The organism is Ruegeria sp. CE8 (assembly GCF_056537465.1).
In genome coordinates this window covers 270,030-289,453 of sequence record NZ_JBQFRP010000004.1, presented here as the reverse complement: position 1 = coordinate 289,453, position 19,424 = coordinate 270,030, and the positions used below count along the sequence as shown (strand labels likewise).

Below are 19,424 nucleotides of genomic sequence, written 5' to 3'. Positions count from 1 at the left end.
CATGCTGAAAATCAACACCCAATCCGAATGGATTACCCGCGCAAACGAGGTTCTGCCCGCCGGAGGGTTTGGCAATTTCGACCCGGGCATCATCATTTCCCGTGGTGAAGGCAGCCATGTCTGGGATGAGGATGGCTATGAGTACATCGACTACCTGATCGGCTCTGGCCCGATGTTGCTGGGCCATGGCCATCCCGAAGTCATGGAAGCCGTTTTGGAACAACTGCCCAAGGGCATGACGTTCTTTGCCAACAACGCCAGGGGCATCGAACTGGCTGAGGCCATCATCGATGCTGTACCGTGTTGCGAGCAGGTCCGCTTCGTGGCCTCGGGCGGTGAGGCGGACATGTACGCGATCCGTTTGGCGCGGGCCTATACAGGGCGCAACAAGATCCTGAAATTCGAAGGCGGTTATCACGGTATGAGCGCCGAGGCACAGATGAGTCTTGCCCCAAGCCGTAATGTCAACTTCCCTCAGGCGGTTCCGGACAGCGCTGGCATCCCCGAAGGCGTGGCCGAGCAGATGCTGATCGCACCGTTCAATGATCTGGAAGCTGTCGCCAATCTGCTGGATGAACACGACGACATTGCCGCGATCATGGTCGAGCCGTTGCAGCGTATCATCCCTCCGGCGCCCGGATACCTTCAGGGGTTGAGGGAACTTTGCGACAAACACAATGTCCTGCTCATTTTCGATGAAATCGTTACTGGATTCCGCCTCGCATATGGTGGTGCGCAAGAGAAGTATGGCGTGACGCCTGATATCTGCACTTTGGGCAAAATTACGGGCGGCGGCTTCCCTCTGGCGGCGACCGGCGCAAGTGCCGAGATCATGAAGCATTTCGACAAGGCGCAAGTAGGCGAGGAAGGCTGGCTGATGCAGCTGGGGACTTTGTCTGGCAATCCTGTCGCCTCGGTCGCCGGATTAAAGACCATGGAGATCCTGCGGCGCGATGGTGTCTATGATCGCCTGCGCGGGATCGGATCGCAGTTACAGCAGATGCAGGTGGACGCGCTGACCAAGGCAGGCATTCCACATCAGATCTGCGGCGACGAAACCTTATTCGACGTCTATTTCACCGACAGAGATTGTCGTGATTATCGCAGCGCAAAACACGACGATCCTCAGCGCAATGCGCTCTACAACAACATCCTACGGGCCAACGGAGTGTTCAAAGCACCGGGCAAGCTTTATCCGTCGCTGGCCGTGACCGAAGCTGATCTGGACCAGACGCGACTGGCCGTCGAAAAAGCAGTTCAGGCGATCAGCGCCTGAAGAGTGTCAGGGGGTAAAATTAAGCGGGCCGCTGTCATTGCTGACAGCGGCCCTAACTGATCGGATTTCAGGGTCAGGTCTCGCCCCCTCGAATACCACTTACAAAAAAAGAACGAACTAAAAAACTTTCGACATTTTCGAGATCGACCCGACTTCTCAATCGGTGTGCCTTAGTCATGCATGATTATTGGCTCACCCACAGTGAAGTAGTTCACATTTCATAAATTTTTTAGTTTCTCCAATCGAAGAACCCCGGGCCTGCCTGTTTCAGCAAGGTTTCTGCCATGGCGCGACCCATCTGAGCGCCGTCTGCGATGGCACCTTTGGCCTCTTCGGAAATTGCCTCGGATCCGTCGGGGCGCAGTACTTCCCCACGCAGACGCAATTGGCCGTCCCGTATTTCTGCCAAACCCGCGATGGGGGTTTCACAGGATCCGTCCAAAGCTGCCAGCAGCGCCCGTTCGGCCGCCAGCCGATATCCGGTTTCGTTGTCATGGATCGCTTCAAGCATTTCGGCGGCGCGGGTATCGTCGCTTCGCCGTTCAATGCCGATCGTGCCCTGTGCGATTGCGGGCAACATATCCTCAGGGGCGATCGCGGTCGCGGGGACATCGTCCATGTTCAGGCGCCGGATGCCCGCCATGGCCAGGAACGTGCAGTCCGCTACACCATCGGCCAGCTTTTTGAGGCGCGTCTGCACGTTGCCGCGGAACTCAACGACCTTCAGATCGGGACGCCGGTTCAGCAATTGTGCCCGGCGACGCAATGACGAGGTGCCGACCACCGCGCCTTGCGACAGATCGTGGATCGATCTCAAGTTTGGCGAAATGAAGGCGTCGCGCACATCTTCGCGCGGAAGGAACGTGTCCAGAACCAACCCGGCGGGCTGTTCCACGGGCATGTCCTTGGTTGAGTGTACGGCGATATCGATCTCGCCGCTCAGCATCGCCTCTTCGATTTCCTTGGTGAACAGGCCCTTGTTGCCGATTTCCTTCAACGGGCGATCCGCGTCGATCATGGCGCGGTTGTCGCCGGTGGTCTTGATCACCACGATGTTGAACGCCTCTTCGGGCAGATCAAAGGCTTTGCCCAGCCGTTCACGGGTTTCATAAGCTTGCGCCAGCGCCAGCGGTGAACCACGAGTGCCGATCTTGAGCGGTGATGCGGGGGTTGGCAGGGTCAGTGTCATGTGCACAGCTTTAGTCGCGTCACATTGCCCTGACAATGGGGGCAGACCTTGACAAATTGCCGCCGAAGGCAGACCCGTTTGCCGCAAACCAGACGATTGGGGACAAAGATGGCCGAGACAAAGAAACTGCTGCGGGCGCTGGCGGGTGAAGTACAGGATGTGCCGCCGATCTGGATGATGCGCCAAGCCGGGCGGTATCTGCCAGAATATCGCGCGACACGGGCGCAGGCCGGCGACTTCCTGTCGTTGTGCTACAACCCCGAGCTGGCCGCCGAAGTCACGTTGCAGCCGATCCGCCGATATGGCTTTGACGCGGCGATTCTGTTTGCCGATATCCTTCTGGTGCCGCAGGCGCTGGGCGCTGACCTGTGGTTTGTCACGGGGGAGGGGCCGCGTCTGTCGACGATCACGCAGCAGTCCGAATTTGACGCGCTGAAGCCGGTTGCGGATATCCACGAAACCCTGTCGCCCGTTTACGAAACCGTGCGGATCCTGTCGCGCGAGTTGCCATCTGAGACGACGCTGATCGGCTTCGCGGGCGCGCCTTGGACTGTGGCGACCTACATGATTGCCGGGCGCGGAACACCGGATCAGGGTCCGGCCCATGCCTTGCGCGAAGAGAACACGGCCTTGTTCGAGGCTCTGCTGGACCGGATCACACTGGCAACGATCGAGTACCTTTCCGCCCAGATTGAAGCTGGCGCCGAAGTTGTCAAAATCTTCGACAGCTGGGCCGGGTCGCTGAAGGGCGAGGCGTTTCAGAAATACGCGGTCGAGCCTTGCCGTGTGATCACGCAAGCCATCAAGCAGCGTCATCCCGGCATCCCGGTGATCGGCTTCCCGCGTGAGGCGGGCGATGGCTATATCGGTTTTGCCAAGGCCACCGGCGTGGACTGCGTCGCGCTGGACAATTCGGTATCACCCGAATGGGCCGCCGATCATGTTCAGGTGGATGGCTGTGTTCAGGGTAATCTGGCCTCGTCACACATGGTCACGGGTGGGCAGGCTCTGGTGGACGAGACACGCCGGATCGTTGAGGCATTCTCGAAAGGGCCGCATATTTTCAATCTGGGTCATGGGATTACCCCGGATGCAGATCCGGAGAACGTGCAACTGATGATCGACACTGTGCGCGGACGCTAAAGGGGAGGGGGCCAGCCCCCTTCTTGGCATGTGGCCAATTCATCCCCGAGATACTTTCAGCCAGGTGAAGAGGCGGGCGGTAGCTTTGCGTTGAGTTCGTCCAGAATGTCCTCTGTGTGCTCGCCGCGTTGGGGGCTGGGTTTCGGCTGCCACATTGCGGTGGAAAAGCGGGGCGCAGCGGCTGCCTGAAATGTCCCGTCGTGGTCGACCCATGTTTGGCGCGCGGCGTTCATTTGATGCGCCTGCGCCTCTTGCGGGCTTAGAACTGGCGCGACGCAAGCATCCGACCCTTCGAACAAGGCGGCCCAGTGGTCGCGGGGTTTGGTGGCGAAAACTTCAGTCAGGCGGTGCGTAAGCTCGGGCCAGAGCGCCGGGACGTACTGTTTTTGGAAATAGGGATCGTCCGACAGCCCCAGTTTCTGCAGAAATTCGGCGTAGAATTTGGGTTCCAGGCACTGAACGGTCACGAACCTTCCGTCGGCGCATTTGTAGGTCCGGCTCCAATGGGGGCCGTCCAGCAGGCTTTGCCCACGCGACTCTGACAGGTTTCCGGTTTGGCGCATGCTCATCAACAGGTTCATCATATGGGCCGAGCCATCATATATGGCGGCGTCGACGACCGTGCCTTGACCCGTTCGCTGTGCGTTCAAAAGACCGGCAAGAATTCCCGCAACCAGATACATCGCCCCGCCGCCGATATCGCCGACCAATGTCGCCGGGGTCTGGGGGGGCTGGTCGGGACCGGACGCATACCAGAGCGCGCCGGACAGCGAGATGTAGTTCAGATCATGCCCTGCGGTTTCGGACAGCGGGCTGTCTTGTCCCCATCCTGTCATGCGGCCGTAGACCAGCCTTGGGTTACTATCCTTGAAGATATCCGGGCCCAGCCCCAGCTTCTCCATCACACCGGGGCGGAACCCTTCGATCAGGGCATCGGCCGAGGCGATCAGGCGTTTGGCGATCTCCAGATCCGCTGATTCCTTCAAGTTCAGGGCAATCGAGCGTTTGCCACGATCCAGGACGGATTGTTCCGGCATGCCCGGCACGGCGGGCTGGCCTCTGCGGTGGATCGTGATGACATCCGCACCCAGATCGGCCAGCAACATGGCTGCGAAAGGGCCGGGCCCCAATCCCTCGATTTCAATTACCTGAATTCCGTTGAGCATCGCGGTCCTCCTGCCGGCGCAGGGTTTCGGGGTTGTGGGCGAATGGCAAGGTCGGATTATGCCGCCTTGCCAGAATGACGCACGGTCATTAGCGTTCGACGCCGGATGGAGAGTGAGGCCCGGATGCGGTTGTGGATCCTTTTTGGCAGCGCCGTTGCGCTGGCTGTTTTGGCAGGTGTTTTGGCGCGACTGCACCCTCCGGGCAGTTTTCTGTTGGCGGCGGGACCGGCCGGTGGTGCTTATGAAACCGTGGCGCAGGACTATGCCGAGATTCTGGCGCGGGACGACATTCGGCTGGACATTCTCGAAACCGCCGGTTCGGTCGAGAATGCAGAACTGTTGAACGCGGGCGATGTCGATGCTGCGTTTCTGCAGGGCGGCATCCGGGTGGACCCCGCGAAGGCCGAGGCCGTCGGTGCTGTGTTTTTTGAACCCATCATCTTTTTGGTGAACGAAGCCGCTGCCATCCCGCCAAACCCGGCGCTTTGGTCCGGGTTGCGGATCAACAGCGGCGCACCGGGATCCGGCACGGCTGCGGCGTTTCGGGATTTCGAAAGGGCCGTGGGTTTGACTGAGGCGGACAACACGCATTTCTCGATTCCCTATGCCGACGCGGCGGCGGCTTTGCTGGCCGGAGAGTTGGATATCGCTGTCTATGTCGCCCCGATCGAAGCCCCTTACCTGAAGGCTGCTTACGACGAACCGGGGTTGCGCGTGCTGGCTCTGGACCATGTACAGGCGATCTCACGTCGTCTGGAATATGCAACGGTCGTAACGGTTCCGGCTGGAGGCATGTCGCTGGATCCGGTTCTGCCGCCCCGACCGGTCGAGCTGATCGCCATCGAAGCCCGCCTGGTGGTGCGCCCGGATTTACATCCCGCGCAGATCAACCGCCTGACGACGGCGGCGCTTGAACTGCACGGCGCGCGCGGCATCCTTTCTGATCCCGGGGCGTTTCCCAACATCGAGGGGGCGGGCATGACCATCAGCAATACAGCCCGGCAACTGATCCTAGATGGTCCTTCAACATGGCACAACTGGCTGCCTTATTGGATCGCAGCGCAGATCAATCGTGTTCTTTTGTTGTTGCTGCCGTTCTTCTTCATAGTCGTCCCTCTGATACGGCTTGTGCCCTTGGCCTATGCCTACGCGATGCGGTGGCGGGTCTGGCAGCACTACCCCGAGATTCGGGAAATCGAGCAGGAACTGGCCAGCAACCCCGACACCAATGAACTGCGCGAGATGCAGTCACACCTGAGCGCTTTGGATGAACGCCTGGCCACATTGCGATTGCCCGCGGCTTATCGGCAAGGGCAATACGATGCCCGGTTGCACGTTGAACTGGTTCAAAAACGCATTGCCGAGATGCAGCAAAACGGCCGAGACTGAAGCGGCGTTTTCCCACAAAAAAGCGCAGAACAATGTGCGAAATTGACCTGTTATGTGTTGGTGTGCCGGGGTAATGTGCCCGCCAGAACAGGGAAAGTGCATGACAACCATTGTGTCCATCAGGGATTTGCGAAAGTCCTACGCCGACGGATTCGAGGCGCTCAAAGGCGTGTCCTTGGATATCGAGCAGGGTGAAATTCTGGCGTTGCTTGGGCCGAACGGGGCAGGCAAGACGACTTTGATTTCAACGATTTGCGGTATTACGACGCCTACTTCGGGCACGGTTACGGTGGGCGGTTATGACATCCAGAACGAGTTCCGCGCGGCGCGCAAGATGATCGGACTTGTGCCTCAGGAAATCGCGCTTGAGCCGTTCGAGAAGGTCTGGAACACGGTTCGGTTCTCGCGTGGCCTGTTCGGGCATGGCAGCGACAATGCGCGGATCGAAGAGATCCTGCGCAAGCTGTCGCTGTGGGACAAGCGTAAGAATGCGATCAAGGAGTTGTCCGGCGGCATGAAACGCCGCGTGCTGATTGCCAAGGCTCTGGCGCATGAGCCGCGTGTACTGTTCTTGGATGAGCCGACCGCCGGTGTTGATGTCGAATTGCGCAAGGACATGTGGGAGATCGTGGCCGAACTGAAACAGGCCGGGGTCACCATCATCCTGACCACGCATTACATCGAAGAGGCCGAGGCCATCGCCGACCGGGTCGGTGTGATCGATAAGGGTGAGCTGCTTTTGGTTCAGGACAAGGACACCCTGATGGCCCAGATGGGAAAGAAGCAGATCGAGGTCATGCTGACCGAACCGATCTCGACCATTCCCGATTGTCTGGCCGCGCATAACCTGACTCTGAACGGCAATGGTGACGCGCTGGTTTATACCTATGACACGCACGCGGATCGCACCGGTATCACTACGTTGCTGAACGATGTGGCGCAGGCGGGGCTGGTGTTGCGCGACGTGCAAACCCGCCAGTCGAGCCTGGAAGAGATTTTCGTGAACCTTGTGTCCGGAGAACCCGCATGAACTGGTCCGCCATTGCCGCCATCTACCGGTTTGAGATGGCCCGGTTCTTCCGCACTCTGGCGCAGAGCTTCTTGTCGCCTGTTCTGTCGACCTCGCTGTACTTCGTGGTCTTCGGCACCGCTATCGGCAGCCGCATTCAAGAGGTCGAAGGCGTATCATACGGGGCATTCATCGTGCCGGGGCTGATCATGCTGTCGGTTGTGATGCTGGCAATATCCAACGCCTCATTCGGCATATATTTTCCCAAGTTTCTGGGCACGATCTACGAGTTATTGTCCGCTCCGGTGAACTTTATCGAGATCGTGATCGGCTATGTTGGTGCCGCCGCCACAAAGTCGTTGTTTGTCGGGCTGGTGATCCTGGTTACGGCCACGTTTTTTGTGGACATACGCATCGAACACCCCTTTGCCATGGCAGCCTTCCTGATCCTGTCATGCCTCAGTTTCTCGCTGCTGGGCTTTATCATCGGCATCTGGGCTAGCAATTTTGAACAGATGTCGCTGGTTCCTCAGCTGGTGGTGACACCGCTGATCTTTCTGGGTGGAACTTTCTATTCAATCTCGATGCTGCCGCCGCTCTGGCAGACGATCACTTTGTTCAATCCGGTCGTTTACCTGATTTCCGGGTTCCGCTGGTCCTTCTATGGGCTGGCAGATGTCCCTATCGGTTTTAGCCTGTTGGCGATTCTGGCCTTCACCGGGATTTGTCTGGCGGTGATCGGGTGGATCTTCAAAACAGGCTGGCGCATTCGCAGCTAGTGTATTGATTAGCCCGGGGCGTTGCATTTTTGCCCGCCATGTGTGGGAATTTGGTTCACGTCGCGTCTAAGGCTTGAACGGTCCCTTGTTTAGGGGCCAGCCGCACTCTACATCGGCACCCATGAAACTCAGCCTGCCGTTTGTCAAAAAACAGCCCCTCGTGGCCGTGGTCCGTTTGTCGGGCGCCATCGGAATGGCGGGGCGCGGGTCGTTGAACGACACCGCACTGGCCCCTGTTCTGGAAAAGGCGTTTCGTAAAGGTAAGCCTGCGGCCGTGGCGCTTGAGATCAACTCGCCCGGCGGTTCGCCGGTCCAAAGCTCTCTGATCGGGGCACGCATCCGGCGGCTGTCGGAAGAGCTTGAGGTTCCCGTCATTGCCTTTGTCGAGGATGTTGCGGCATCCGGCGGCTATTGGCTGGCTGCTGCGGCCGACGAGATCTGGGCTGATGACAGTTCGGTTCTGGGGTCGATCGGAGTCATCTCTGCCGGATTTGGCGCGCATATCTTCCTGGCGCGGCAAGGCATCGAAAGGCGCGTCCATACGGCGGGCAAATCGAAATCAATGCTCGACCCGTTCGCGCCGGAAAAAGAAGAGGACGTCGCGCGGCTGCAGGGTCTTTTGGGCGACATCCATAAGAACTTCATTGAGCATGTCAAAGCCCGCCGCGGCGACAAGCTGGATCAAAGCGCGGATCTGTTCACGGGCGAGGTTTGGCTGGCCAGACGTGCTCAGGAACTGGGACTGATTGAAGGCGTCGCGCATCTGAAACCGAAGTTGCAGGAACGGTTCGGCGAAAAGGTGAAATTCCGTCGTTATGGGCTGCGCAAACCGATCTGGACGCGGTTCGGGGCCTCTCTGGCGCAGGACGCCGTGGCCGGGCTTGAGGAGCGGGCGGCCTACGCGCGTTTCGGTTTGTGACGTGATTATCAAGATTGTCACCCTGTTTCTGATTGCCATGGGCGTCCTGGCAATGTTCGGCAAGCTGCGCTTTCCGGGGCAGAAAAAGCTGCAATCTGCAAGATGTCCGCGCTGTGGACGGTTCAGGATCGGTAAAGGCCCCTGTGCCTGCGAAAAAGGAGGCCGTACATGACGGCATGGCTGTTATCCGGCCTTGGATTGCTGATCCTGCTTTTGGCGGGTGATGCACTGGTACGCGGGGCGGTGAACCTGAGCCTGCGTCTTGGGGTTCCAGCCCTGATTGTCAGCCTGACAATTGTGGCTTTCGGCACCTCAGCCCCCGAGCTTTTGATTGCGATCAGCGCGATCAAGGAAAATGCGCCCGGGATTGCTTTGGGTAACGTGGTTGGCTCGAACACGGCGAATGTCCTGCTGGTTCTGGGTTTGCCGGCATTGCTGGCCACGCTGCACACCAGCGAGTGTGACAGCCGAAAGAACTATGTCTTCATGCTGTTGGCGACGGTGTTGTTCATCGGGTTGGCATTCTGCGGCGTATTTAACCTGACCAGCGGTGCCATCCTGCTGGCGGGATTGGCATTGGTCCTTTGGAATGCGTTTCACGAGGCACATGCCCATCGCAAAGCCTGCGGCGCGGCCTGCGCGGAAGAGGACGAACTGGAAGAATTGGAAGGTCTCGAAGAGGCCGACCCGGACATGCCGTATTGGAAGTTGTCGATCTATCTGGTCCTTGGCCTGATCGGTTTGCCGATGGGCGCGCACCTGCTGGTCGACAACGCAACGATCATTGCCCGCACTTATGGTGTCAGCGAAACCGTGATTGGCTTGACACTGGTCGCTGTAGGTACTTCTCTGCCGGAACTGGCGACGACCGTGATGGCAGCGCTGCGCCGGCAGGCTGATGTCGCCTTGGGAAACGTGATCGGCTCGAACATGTTCAACCTGCTGGCAATTGTCGGCATCGCCACGTGGTTTGGGCGAATCCCTGTGGACCCGGAATTCCTGCAGTTCGATCTTTGGGTCATGCTGGGCGCATCGCTGTTGCTGATCCCGTTCGTGTTCTTAAAAAAAGATATCACACGTGTCTGGGGCTTTGTGTTGACGTTGCTGTACGCCGTATACATCGTTTCCCTGCTGGCGTGATCTGACATAGGGGGAGATCCATGACCCGAGCCTTGGTGACTGGTGCCGGAATTCGACTTGGTCGGGCAATGGCCCTGTATCTGGCCGGGCGGGGGTATGACGTTGCCGTGCACTATGCAACGTCAGAGCAGCCCGCTTTGGTCACCGTGGCCGAGGTACAGGCGCTTGGGCGCAAAGCGGTCGCTCTGCAGGCGGATCTGCTGGACGAGGCGCAGGTCCAAACCTTGCTGCCCCGCGCGGCAGACGCGCTGGGCGGGCCGATCACCTGTCTGGTGAATAACGCGTCGATCTTTGAATACGACAATATCCACTCGGCCACGCGGCAAAGCTGGGACAGGCACCTCGATAGCAATTTGCGCGCGCCCTTCGTTTTGACGCAGGCCATGGCCGCCCAGGGGCTAAAGGAGGAAACGGACGAGGCGGGTGAGCCAGTTGCCACCGGTCTGATCGTGAACATGGTCGACATGCGCGTTCGCAAGCTGACGCCGGAATTCATGACATACACGATCGCCAAGATGGGTTTGTGGGCGCTGACCCGCACCTCGGCGCAGGCTCTGACGCCGGCGATACGGGTCAACGCAATCGGGCCGGGCCCCACGATGCAAGGCCATCGGCAAAGCGAAGACCACTTCAAGGCGCAGCGGGCAAATACGGTTTTGAAACGGGGGGCAAACCAGTCGGATATCACCGCCGCTTTGGGGTATTTTCTGGACGCACACTCTGTCACTGGTCAGCTTTTGTGCGTGGATGGTGGTCAGCATCTGGGTTGGAAAACGCCAGACGTCGTGGGCCTTGAATAGGTAAAATCGCTGCAAGTTTTGCACCGCTCTCGATCCTGTTACCTGCACGTTACAAAATTGTCTTTTTTTTCATACACTTGCCTTGTGAATGAAATTATTTTAAATAAAAACAAATAGTTACATATCTGCCCAATTTTTGTGCAAATCAAGGTTTTCTTAATGAATTAAGGGGAATTCGCCAAGCTGAGAAACTTATCTTCATGGTTATCCACAGAATCCGTGGATTTGTTTTCTCTTGATTTGAAGCCCGCAAGATTGCAGCTATGCCCAGAGAATCATATTTCTGACATATGAAAACCGACAGCGAATCCACACCCGATACACAACAGACCGGCTATGCGTGTATTCAACGCTATGTGAAGACGCTGGACAGCTCACCCGGTGTGTATCGGATGTTGGATGGCGACAGCCGAGTGCTGTATGTGGGCAAGGCGCGAAACCTGAAGGCGCGGGTGTCGAACTACGCGCGGCCCGGCCATTCCGGGCGGATCGAACGGATGATCGCCGCGACGTCGTCGATGATGTTCCTGACTACAAGGACAGAGACCGAGGCGCTGCTGCTTGAGCAGAACCTGATCAAACAGCTCAAGCCCAAATACAATGTTCTGCTGCGGGACGACAAAAGCTTTCCCAACATTCTTGTCGCCAAGGATCATGCCTTTCCGCAGATCAAAAAGCATCGCGGGGCGAAGAAGGAAAAGGGGGCTTATTTCGGACCCTTTGCCAGCGCCGGCGCGGTAAACCGGACGCTGAATCAGCTTCAAAAAGCGTTCCTGCTGCGCAATTGCTCGGATTCCATGTTCGACAGTCGTACGCGGCCATGCCTGCTGTATCAGATCAAACGGTGTTCAGGGCCCTGCGTCGGACTGATCTCGGAGGAGGGTTACCGCGAAAGCGTCAAGGATGCCGAGCGGTTCCTTTCCGGTCGCTCGACCAAAGTGCAGGAAGAATTGGCCGAGCAAATGATGGCCGCCTCCGAGGCTATGGAGTTCGAGCGCGCCGCCGGTCTGCGCGACCGTATCCGGGCGCTGACGCAGGTGCAGACCTCTCAGGGCATTAATCCACGCGGTGTGGCCGAGGCAGACGTGATCGGTCTTTACATGGACAGCGGGCAGGCCTGTGTGCAGGTGTTTTTCATCCGGGCGAACCAGAACTGGGGCAACAAGGATTTCTATCCTCGGGTTGGGGCGGATGTTTCACCGGCCGAGGTGATGGAGGCGTTCATTGGCCAGTTCTACGACAACAAGGAACCGCCCAGGCAACTGATCCTGTCGGATGCCATCGACAATGCCGACCTGATGCAAGAGGCGCTGAGCGAAAAGGCGGGGCGCAAGGTCGAAATCCTGGTTCCCCAGCGCGGTGAGAAACAGGAACTGATCGCAGGTGCCTTGCGCAATGCAAGGGAATCCTTAGCGCGGCGGATGTCTGAAAGCGCAACGCAGGCCAAACTGTTGCGCGGCGTGGCCGAGGCGTTTGATCTGGATAGCCCCCCTAACAGGATCGAAGTTTACGACAACTCTCATATCCAGGGAACAAATGCCGTTGGCGGCATGATCGTGGCAGGCCCGGAAGGGTTCATGAAAAATGCCTATCGCAAGTTCAACATCCGGGGCGATGACCTGACCCCCGGAGATGACTTTGGCATGATGAAAGAGGTTCTGACCCGCCGGTTCACCCGATTGCAAAAGGAAGACCCCGACCGCGACAAGGGCCACTGGCCCGACCTTCTGCTGATCGACGGCGGCGCGGGGCAGGTCAGTGCCGTGCATGAGATCATGGTCGAGTATGGGGTAGAGGACATCCCCATGGTCGGTGTCGCCAAAGGGGTCGACCGTGACCACGGCAAGGAAGAATTCCACCGTATCGGCCAGCACGCCTTCGCGCTGAAACGCAACGATCCTGTGCTGTATTTCATTCAGCGCCTGCGGGATGAGGCGCACCGGTTTGCCATTGGAACGCACCGTGCGAAACGGGCCAAGGCGGTCGGCGTGACGCCGCTGGACGAAATCCCCGGCGTGGGCGCAGCGCGAAAACGCGCGTTGTTGACGCATTTCGGCAGCGCCAAAGCCGTCAGCCGCGCCAATCTGGCGGATCTAAAAGCGGTTGAGGGGATCTCAGCCGGACTGGCGCAGAAGGTTTACGATTTCTTCCACGATAAGGGCTAGGTCTGGCGACCACGCCATAGGATGTACAGCCCCGAGGCCACGATCAGTGCACTACCGATCCACATGGTCTGATCCAGATCTTCGCCGAAGAAGATCACACCCAGGGCGACGCCGAACAGCAGTCGGGTGTAGCGGAACGGCGTGACGGCCGCGACCTCTCCAGTCCGCATGGCCTTCATCAAAGACGCATATGCGATTGCGCCAAGGCCTACGGCTCCGGACACGTGGAGGCTTGTGTGTAAGGACACAGGCGCGATCGGGGCCTGTTCCCAAAAGCTGTAGGCGAACCCGGCAATGACCACGCAGACGAAACCATAAAAACCAAGCACTTCGGTTCCAAGGCTGGCCGGGGCGGCGCGACTGGCCAGATCGCGACCAGCAAATCCCAACATCCCAAGCACGGCCAACAGGGACAATGCGGTAAAACTGTCTCCGGTCGGCTGGATGATGATCACAACGCCGACCAGGCCGACAAAAATTGCGCTCCATCGCCGCCAACCGACCATCTCGCCAAACAGAAGTGCGGCGCAGGCGACGACCACAAGCGGGGTGGCCTGGAGGATAACAGTGGCTGAGGAAAGGGGGGTCAATGTGATGGCCAGCACATAGAACAACCGTCCGAGAATTTCGAACACGGCGCGGATCTTCATCGCCGGCGACAGCACGTCGGGCTGCAAAAGGCGTGTCCCTCGCGCCGCAGCGACACAGGCAAAGATCACCGCTCCGCCAGCGCCGAACAGAACCAGAATCTGCCAGATGGGCAATGCGACCGCGGCCGCCTTCAGCAATGCGTCTTCCAACGCAAAACAAGCCATGGCACCAATCATCCAGGCGCTGCCGATCAGGTTTGACCGTGGGTCCGTTTGTATTTGGGTAGTCATTCCGGTCGCGCGCCCCTGGCCTGATTTGCCTCGCAATCTGACGACAATCTGGTTCGAGGCCAAGGCCAATAACAAATGCCGACCACGGCTGCGGCGCTTTGACCAAGCCTCTGTGATCGGTGCAGTTTTTTTCCGCCCTGTCTTTTCTGTCCCGGACCAGCAATGTAGGGTCCGCTGCATGAAGTGGAACCTGCCAAATATCCTGACTGTCCTGCGCTTGCTGGCCGCACCCGGTCTGGCCGTAATGTTTTTGTATTTCACCAGACCCTACGCGGATTGGTTTGCGTTGATCCTGTTCCTGTCGGCCGCCATAACCGACTGGTTCGATGGATACCTAGCGCGTGCATGGAAGCAGGAAACCAAGATGGGCGCGATGCTGGACCCGATTGCCGACAAAGCGATGGTCGTGATCGCGCTGATGATCCTTGTCGGTTATTCGACCGAACACTGGACACCCTGGCTGGTGCTGCCTGCAACGGTAATCCTGTTTCGAGAGGTTTTCGTCTCGGGCCTACGCGAATATCTGGGCGATACGGCCGGAACGCTGAAAGTAACCAAACTGGCGAAATGGAAAACGACCGCGCAGATGGTGGCGATTGCCATTCTGTTTTCGCAGGGGATTTTCGAGCACTATTTCGTGATGGCGACGTTCGGCATGGATGCCGCTACGATGGATTTGGTTTTGACCGGACAGTTGGAAGACCTGAATCACATGCGCTGGCACCTCGAGGGGATGTTCTGGGCTGGACGGATAGGGCTGTGGTTGCTGTGGATTGCTGCGGCTCTGACATTGATCACCGGCTATGACTACCTACGTAAAGCCATGCCCCATCTGAAGGAGAGCTAAGGGATGGATGTGCTGTATTTTGCATGGGTGCGCGAACGGATCGGCCTGCCGAAAGAGCGGATCGAGACAGAGGCCGCAACCGTGTCCGATCTGGTGGCCGAGCTGAGCGCACGCGAAGACCGTTACGCTGCGGCTTTCGCTGACCTGTCTGCGTTGCGTGTTGCGCTGGATCAGGAACTGTCGGATTTCGATGCATCGCTTACGGGCGTGCGCGAAGTGGCCTTTTTCCCGCCGATGACCGGCGGCTGAGACCATGCGTATCGCGGTTCAGGAAGAAGAGTTTGATCTGGGTGCGGAGGCCAATGCCTTTGCTGCTGGAGACGACGCCAATGGTGCCATCGTGACCTTCACCGGCATAGTACGTGATCTGGCGTCTGGCGATCTGGATGTGATGGAGATCGAACATTATCCCGGTATGACCGAACGCGCCCTGACCAAAATCGCCGAAGAGGCGCAGCAGCGCTGGTCATTGGGCGACGTACTGGTGATCCACCGGCACGGGCGTCTGGCCCCCGGTGATCGGATCATGATGGTGGCCACGGCTGCGCGGCACCGCAAGGACGCGTTCGAGGCGGCCGAGTATCTGATGGATTATCTGAAATCCCGCGCCCCGTTCTGGAAAAAGGAAATCACGTCTTCCGGCGCGGAATGGGTCGATGCCAAGGATGAGGACGAAGACGCACTGACCCGGTGGTAAGTGCGTTGCCCGGCACCGGGTCAACAGGTGCCGGGGTTGTTCAAATCAGGTTAGGCGCTTTGCTCGGTATTGCACTGTCGTGCTGCTTCGATGGCCTTTTTGGTGCCATCAAGGCTAACGGTGAATGCAAACTCTTTTTCCGGAAACACGGTCATTTCGTATTTGTTCATGACGTCGTCCACAAACTGAGCGTTGTTCGCGAGGATGTATCCTCCGGTATATCCCTCGGCGAGATGTTTGGTCTTCTTGTGGGCTTCTGCTTCGTAAACATTGCCGTCAAGTGACAGGAATATCTTTTCCTTCTTACCCTTCAGGCCAATGTCATTCTTGGTGAATACGCCGAGATAACCCATCTCGTGGTCTTTGGTCAGGCCCATCTGAACGACGTTCTGGTTTTCGTCCATACGCTCGATCAGGCAGGACCCGCGGGTGTCATCCACAAAGATGGTCCAGCCGGATTCTTCACCCCAGTTGGTGAAGGTGTCATTCTCGGACGGGATCACGTCACTTGACGCCCAAGCGGTGGCAGCGGTGAAGATGCTTAGAGTTGCAGCAGTAGTTAATGATGACTTGAAATTCATAGTACACTCCAATTTTCAGGGTAGTGGACAGTGATGCGCGCAGGCAAAACCCACCAATTCATACTATTGAATTTGTTGTTGAGGTTGAAGACACTCGCCTTTGATCGGCCGATTTGTGCCGACGACTTAATCTGCCCAAGCTGACCTTTGGCCGCCTAAGGCGGTTAGGATCAATCAGCGTTGTTAATGCGGCCGCGCAGTTCTTCGGCCTCTTGCCGTGCTGCGCGCAGGCCATCCATTGCTGCAGCCAGTTCCGCTTCGGTCTGGGTCAGCTGGTTGGTCAGCTCCGCCTCGCGCTGCTGCAGGTAAGTGATCGCTTGATCGCGGGTTTCCTCGGCCTCGTGCAGTTCCTGGCTCATGCGGTCCAGATCGGCCACGTCGCTTTGGCGAACGCGTGACAGGCGATGTGCAAGCCAGTTGGCAAACCACCCCATGCAGAAAGCTGCAAACAGGATGATGGCGGTGGCGATGATGAATTCGATTCTGTTCAACTTACTGGTCCCCTGAGTCCGCGTCCGATGCTTCGGCGTCTGGCTCTGCGTCTTGTGACGTCTCTGATTCTTCTTCCATCGCTTCCAGAGTTGTCTGGGAATTTGCGACGGGTTCGGGCCGGATCAGGCGGAATTCGATGCGTCGGTTTTCCTCGCGGCCTTCTTCGGTACCATTGTCGGCAATTGGCTGGGTCTCACCATAGCCGACGGCGGTGTAGCTGGCTGTTGGCACACGCCGTCCGCGCAGTTCGTTCAGGACGGACTGCGCCCGCGACTGGCTGAGCTGCTGGTTCATCTCTTCACGGCCCTGACTGTCGGTATGGCCCTGAATTTCCAGCCGGATAGGGCCGCATTCGCGCAGGATATCAGCTATCTGGTTTACTGTATCGCGTGAATCCGCGGCAACGGTGGATGATCCCGGTTCAAAGGCAATCTTGGTGCGCGCCTGAACTTCGGCGATGCGTTCCTCACAAACCTCGGGATCAGGCAGCTTGTCTGCTGGCTCGGGTGGCTCCTGATAGGTGATCGACAGGGTATAGTCCTGTGCCTCGCCCAGTTTTTCCGACAGGAAGCCCGCAACATAGGCTCGGGTTTTTGGGTCGTGGCTGACACCGGTCAGAACCACCTCGTCCGGAGTTACGGTCAACGCCCCATTATGCAATTGGGACAAAGCTTCCAGCCCGCTCAGGACGCGGATAGGCCAATCGGCGGGCAGGTCCGGGGCGATGCGGGTAGCGGTATGCACATGCTCGAATCCAAAAGCGGCGCGGGCATAGCTGTCGACCATATCGCGCGTTGTTTCGTCGCTAAGCCGGCCGCGCATCTGCACCAGACCTTCCGGACTGCGTGTGGCTGAGAATTCCGGCGGGCCAGATTGCTTTTCTGTCTCAGGTTCCGGAAGAACAGCATGCAGGACAAACACCTCGGGCAGCGCGTTTTCCAATTCCCCGACCGTTCTGTCGAACACCATGGTGTCGGTGCCTTCAGCCGCAACCAGGGTTATGTCCGCATCGGAAATGGTGACTGTTCCCTGGCCGATCTCTGACAGCGCCCGAATGCTCAGCGCGGCGGCGTCAGGCCAGCGGGGCGACGGCTCACCCAGACCGATGGTGCAGGAATAGGGGCCGGTCAGACCCGCATTTTGCGCAGCAGCGATGATCTTATCGCGGGCTTTTTCGTCCTGGGCCGAGCAGGCATCGAATTGCCCACCATTTTCGTCGATCAGATAGCGCAGGGTGAACGGAGTAATGACGGGGCGCGGTGCCGAGATTGAAAGGCCGATGCGCAGACTGGGCGGCGCGGTGCGGGTCAGTTCCTGCTCCAACCGTTCCTTTTCCTGCTGGCTGTCTGCAATTGCCGTGATCTTCACTAGGCCGGGGCTGGCGGAAATCTTGGCTCGTGGCAGTCGGGACAGCGCCTCGACCGCATAGGATATGGCATCATCCCACCCTTTGGGCTTGGGATAGTCGGCGGTTTCCATCAGGTCAGATACTGGTCCGCCATCCAAATCGCGCAGCCGATCCGTCAACACCTCGCGGTCTTCGCTGACCGGAATCAGACCGATAACTGAAATTCCACTGTCATTGCGCAGGATTTCAGCCGAAAAGCGCGGGGCTGCCAGCTGTGTTGTCGGGGCAACCTCCATTTCGTCGATAACGCGAGACGTATCGACCTCAGTGCCTGCCGCCGTCAGCGCGTTGAAACGCATGGCCTCATCTGTGGCGGTGCCGGTCAGAACCACGCGCAGACCGTCTGACTGTACCTCGGCCCAGTCGTGGCCTTTCAGATCCAGTGCACGACGGACGGCAAATTCGGATGCTTCTTCGACCTTTGTCACAGCAAAGCTGGCCGCAAGCAGGGACAACCCGGCCGACACGAGAAATACAAGGGCAACGACGAAGAAATAAGGCAGACGCATGTGCGGTCAATCGACTCCTCGGGTGAGTGTGCAGAACTCTTACAGAGGCCCAAGCCGAGGTGCAATCAGAGCAACAGGGCGACGCAAAGGAAGATCAGCGGAATGAGGCCGGTATCGCGGTTGGCGCGGAACAATTGCAGCAGTTTGGCGTTGTCCTCGATATCCAGACCGCGCAACTGCCATGCCATGTGCCAACCCATTGCCCAAGGGCCGCCAAGCGCCACGACCAGTGCGATGACCGAAGCCTGCGTGGTTGCCGCGTCGATAACGGCCAGCCCCATCAGCGCGACTGTTGCCACAAGAAAATACTTCAGCCATTGCGCGGTGTTGGTGCCAAACAGGCGGGCTGTGGATTTGATCCCGATAAGTTCGTCATCTTCGGCATCCTGGTGGGCGTAGATTGTGTCGTAGAACAGCGTCCACGCGATACCCGCCAAATACAGAATGATTGCAGGCGCACCCACGGTTCCCGTGTGGGCAGCCCAAGCCAGCAGGATGCCCCAGTTGAATGCTAGTCCCAGAAACACCTGAGGCCACCAGGTGAACCGCTTGGCAAAGGGATAGATCGTGACCGGCAAGAGTGACAGCACACCCATTGCAATAGCGGCCTGATTGAAGGTCAGCAGAATCGCCAACGCCAGCAGGCATTGCAACCCCATCCAAATCACGGCCTGACGTACGCTGACTTGTCCGGACGGGATTGGGCGAGATCGGGTGCGCTCGACCTGACCGTCGAATTCCCGGTCAGTGATATCGTTCCAGGTACAACCTGCGCCGCGCATCAGGAAAGCTCCGATCGCGCAGCCGATTGCGATCCACAGATCCTCCCATCTTGGGTTTCCGTCGCTGAGGATTGCCAGCGCCAGTCCCCACCAGCACGGGATCAACAGCAACCACGTGCCAATTGGCCGATCCGCGCGGCTGAGGCGCAGGTAGGGGCGGGCGAACGCAGGGGCATGGATGTCGACCCAGTTGCCGCTGACAGCGTCGGCAACCTGACCGTCTGGTGTTGGAGCATTGCCTTGCATATGTAA

Annotated in this window: 19 protein-coding genes; 12 read left to right on the top strand and 7 right to left on the bottom strand. The window is 58.4% G+C overall.

The window, feature by feature from the left end; translation table 11 throughout:
• Position 1: 1 nt before the first annotated feature.
• Positions 2-1,276, top strand: coding sequence for an aspartate aminotransferase family protein (locus ACR0AA_RS09900; protein WP_480664359.1), 1,275 nt, complete (start codon positions 2-4; stop codon positions 1,274-1,276).
• A 229-nt stretch (positions 1,277-1,505) separates the two neighbouring features.
• On the opposite strand, the gene hemC is transcribed toward ACR0AA_RS09900, so the two are convergent.
• Entirely contained in the window at positions 1,506-2,465 is a 960-nt protein-coding gene (hemC, locus tag ACR0AA_RS09895) for a hydroxymethylbilane synthase (RefSeq protein WP_480664357.1), read from the bottom strand.
• Positions 2,466-2,573: 108 nt separating this feature from the next.
• Between hemC and hemE the strand changes: the two genes are divergently transcribed.
• A complete protein-coding gene (hemE, locus tag ACR0AA_RS09890) occupies positions 2,574-3,608 on the top strand; it encodes a uroporphyrinogen decarboxylase (RefSeq protein ID WP_480664355.1) in 1,035 nt (344 codons plus the stop codon).
• 56 nt (positions 3,609-3,664) lie between these two features.
• Here the strand turns inward: hemE and ACR0AA_RS09885 are convergent, their stop codons facing one another.
• Positions 3,665-4,774, bottom strand: a complete 1,110-nt coding sequence (locus tag ACR0AA_RS09885; protein ID WP_480755925.1) for a CaiB/BaiF CoA transferase family protein — start codon at positions 4,772-4,774, stop codon at positions 3,665-3,667.
• A gap of 123 nt (positions 4,775-4,897) precedes the next feature.
• Between ACR0AA_RS09885 and ACR0AA_RS09880 the strand changes: the two genes are divergently transcribed.
• From ACR0AA_RS09880 to uvrC, 7 genes are all read left to right on the top strand, one after another.
• A complete protein-coding gene (locus ACR0AA_RS09880; protein ID WP_480664351.1) occupies positions 4,898-6,163 on the top strand; it encodes a TAXI family TRAP transporter solute-binding subunit in 1,266 nt (421 codons plus the stop codon).
• 100 nt (positions 6,164-6,263) lie between these two features.
• The gene (locus ACR0AA_RS09875; protein WP_480664349.1) at positions 6,264-7,193 is read left to right on the top strand and encodes an ABC transporter ATP-binding protein; all 930 of its coding nucleotides are present in this window, start codon (positions 6,264-6,266) and stop codon (positions 7,191-7,193) included.
• Positions 7,190-7,951, top strand: coding sequence for an ABC transporter permease (locus ACR0AA_RS09870; RefSeq protein ID WP_480664347.1), 762 nt, complete (start codon positions 7,190-7,192; stop codon positions 7,949-7,951). The genes ACR0AA_RS09875 and ACR0AA_RS09870 overlap by 4 nt, the downstream gene beginning before the upstream one ends.
• Before the next feature lie 121 nt (positions 7,952-8,072).
• Positions 8,073-8,870 carry a S49 family peptidase gene (locus ACR0AA_RS09865; RefSeq protein ID WP_480664345.1) on the top strand — a complete coding sequence of 266 codons (798 nt, stop codon included), beginning with the start codon at positions 8,073-8,075 and terminating at the stop codon, positions 8,868-8,870.
• 168 nt (positions 8,871-9,038) lie between these two features.
• Positions 9,039-10,010: a calcium/sodium antiporter gene (locus tag ACR0AA_RS09860; RefSeq protein ID WP_480664343.1), complete on the top strand. Its 972-nt coding sequence runs from the start codon at positions 9,039-9,041 to the stop codon at positions 10,008-10,010.
• 20 nt (positions 10,011-10,030) lie between these two features.
• Positions 10,031-10,810 carry an SDR family oxidoreductase gene (locus tag ACR0AA_RS09855; protein WP_480664341.1) on the top strand — a complete coding sequence of 260 codons (780 nt, stop codon included), beginning with the start codon at positions 10,031-10,033 and terminating at the stop codon, positions 10,808-10,810.
• 290 nt (positions 10,811-11,100) lie between these two features.
• Positions 11,101-12,975: an excinuclease ABC subunit UvrC gene (gene uvrC, locus ACR0AA_RS09850; protein ID WP_480664339.1), complete on the top strand. Its 1,875-nt coding sequence runs from the start codon at positions 11,101-11,103 to the stop codon at positions 12,973-12,975.
• On the opposite strand, the gene ACR0AA_RS09845 is transcribed toward uvrC, so the two are convergent.
• Positions 12,972-13,856, bottom strand: coding sequence for a DMT family transporter (locus tag ACR0AA_RS09845; RefSeq protein WP_480664337.1), 885 nt, complete (start codon positions 13,854-13,856; stop codon positions 12,972-12,974). The genes uvrC and ACR0AA_RS09845 overlap by 4 nt on opposite strands.
• Positions 13,857-14,034: 178 nt before the next feature.
• On the opposite strand from ACR0AA_RS09845, the gene pgsA reads away from it, so the two are divergent.
• The 3 genes from pgsA to ACR0AA_RS09830 are packed head-to-tail and all read left to right on the top strand — an operon-like array spanning position 14,035 to position 15,400.
• Entirely contained in the window at positions 14,035-14,703 is a 669-nt protein-coding gene (gene pgsA, locus ACR0AA_RS09840) for a CDP-diacylglycerol--glycerol-3-phosphate 3-phosphatidyltransferase (protein WP_239339191.1), read from the top strand.
• Between the two features lie 3 nt (positions 14,704-14,706).
• Entirely contained in the window at positions 14,707-14,952 is a 246-nt protein-coding gene (gene moaD / locus ACR0AA_RS09835) for a molybdopterin converting factor subunit 1 (RefSeq protein ID WP_109312976.1), read from the top strand.
• A 4-nt stretch (positions 14,953-14,956) separates the two neighbouring features.
• Positions 14,957-15,400, top strand: a complete 444-nt coding sequence (locus ACR0AA_RS09830) for a molybdenum cofactor biosynthesis protein MoaE (RefSeq protein ID WP_480664335.1) — start codon at positions 14,957-14,959, stop codon at positions 15,398-15,400.
• Positions 15,401-15,450: 50 nt separating this feature from the next.
• On the opposite strand, the gene ACR0AA_RS09825 is transcribed toward ACR0AA_RS09830, so the two are convergent.
• The 4 genes from ACR0AA_RS09825 to ubiA all read right to left on the bottom strand — a co-directional run bounded on the left by ACR0AA_RS09825 (position 15,451) and on the right by ubiA (position 19,418).
• Positions 15,451-15,981, bottom strand: coding sequence for a hypothetical protein (locus ACR0AA_RS09825; RefSeq protein WP_480664333.1), 531 nt, complete (start codon positions 15,979-15,981; stop codon positions 15,451-15,453).
• 170 nt (positions 15,982-16,151) lie between these two features.
• On the bottom strand, positions 16,152-16,472 hold the full coding sequence (locus ACR0AA_RS09820; protein ID WP_170446384.1) for a hypothetical protein: 321 nt from the start codon (positions 16,470-16,472) through the stop codon (positions 16,152-16,154).
• A gap of 1 nt (position 16,473) precedes the next feature.
• On the bottom strand, positions 16,474-18,390 hold the full coding sequence (locus ACR0AA_RS09815; protein WP_480755924.1) for an OmpA family protein: 1,917 nt from the start codon (positions 18,388-18,390) through the stop codon (positions 16,474-16,476).
• Between the two features lie 65 nt (positions 18,391-18,455).
• Positions 18,456-19,418 (bottom strand): 4-hydroxybenzoate octaprenyltransferase, encoded by a 963-nt coding sequence (gene ubiA / locus ACR0AA_RS09810; RefSeq protein ID WP_480664329.1) that lies wholly within the window; start codon positions 19,416-19,418, stop codon positions 18,456-18,458.
• Positions 19,419-19,424 lie beyond the last annotated feature (6 nt).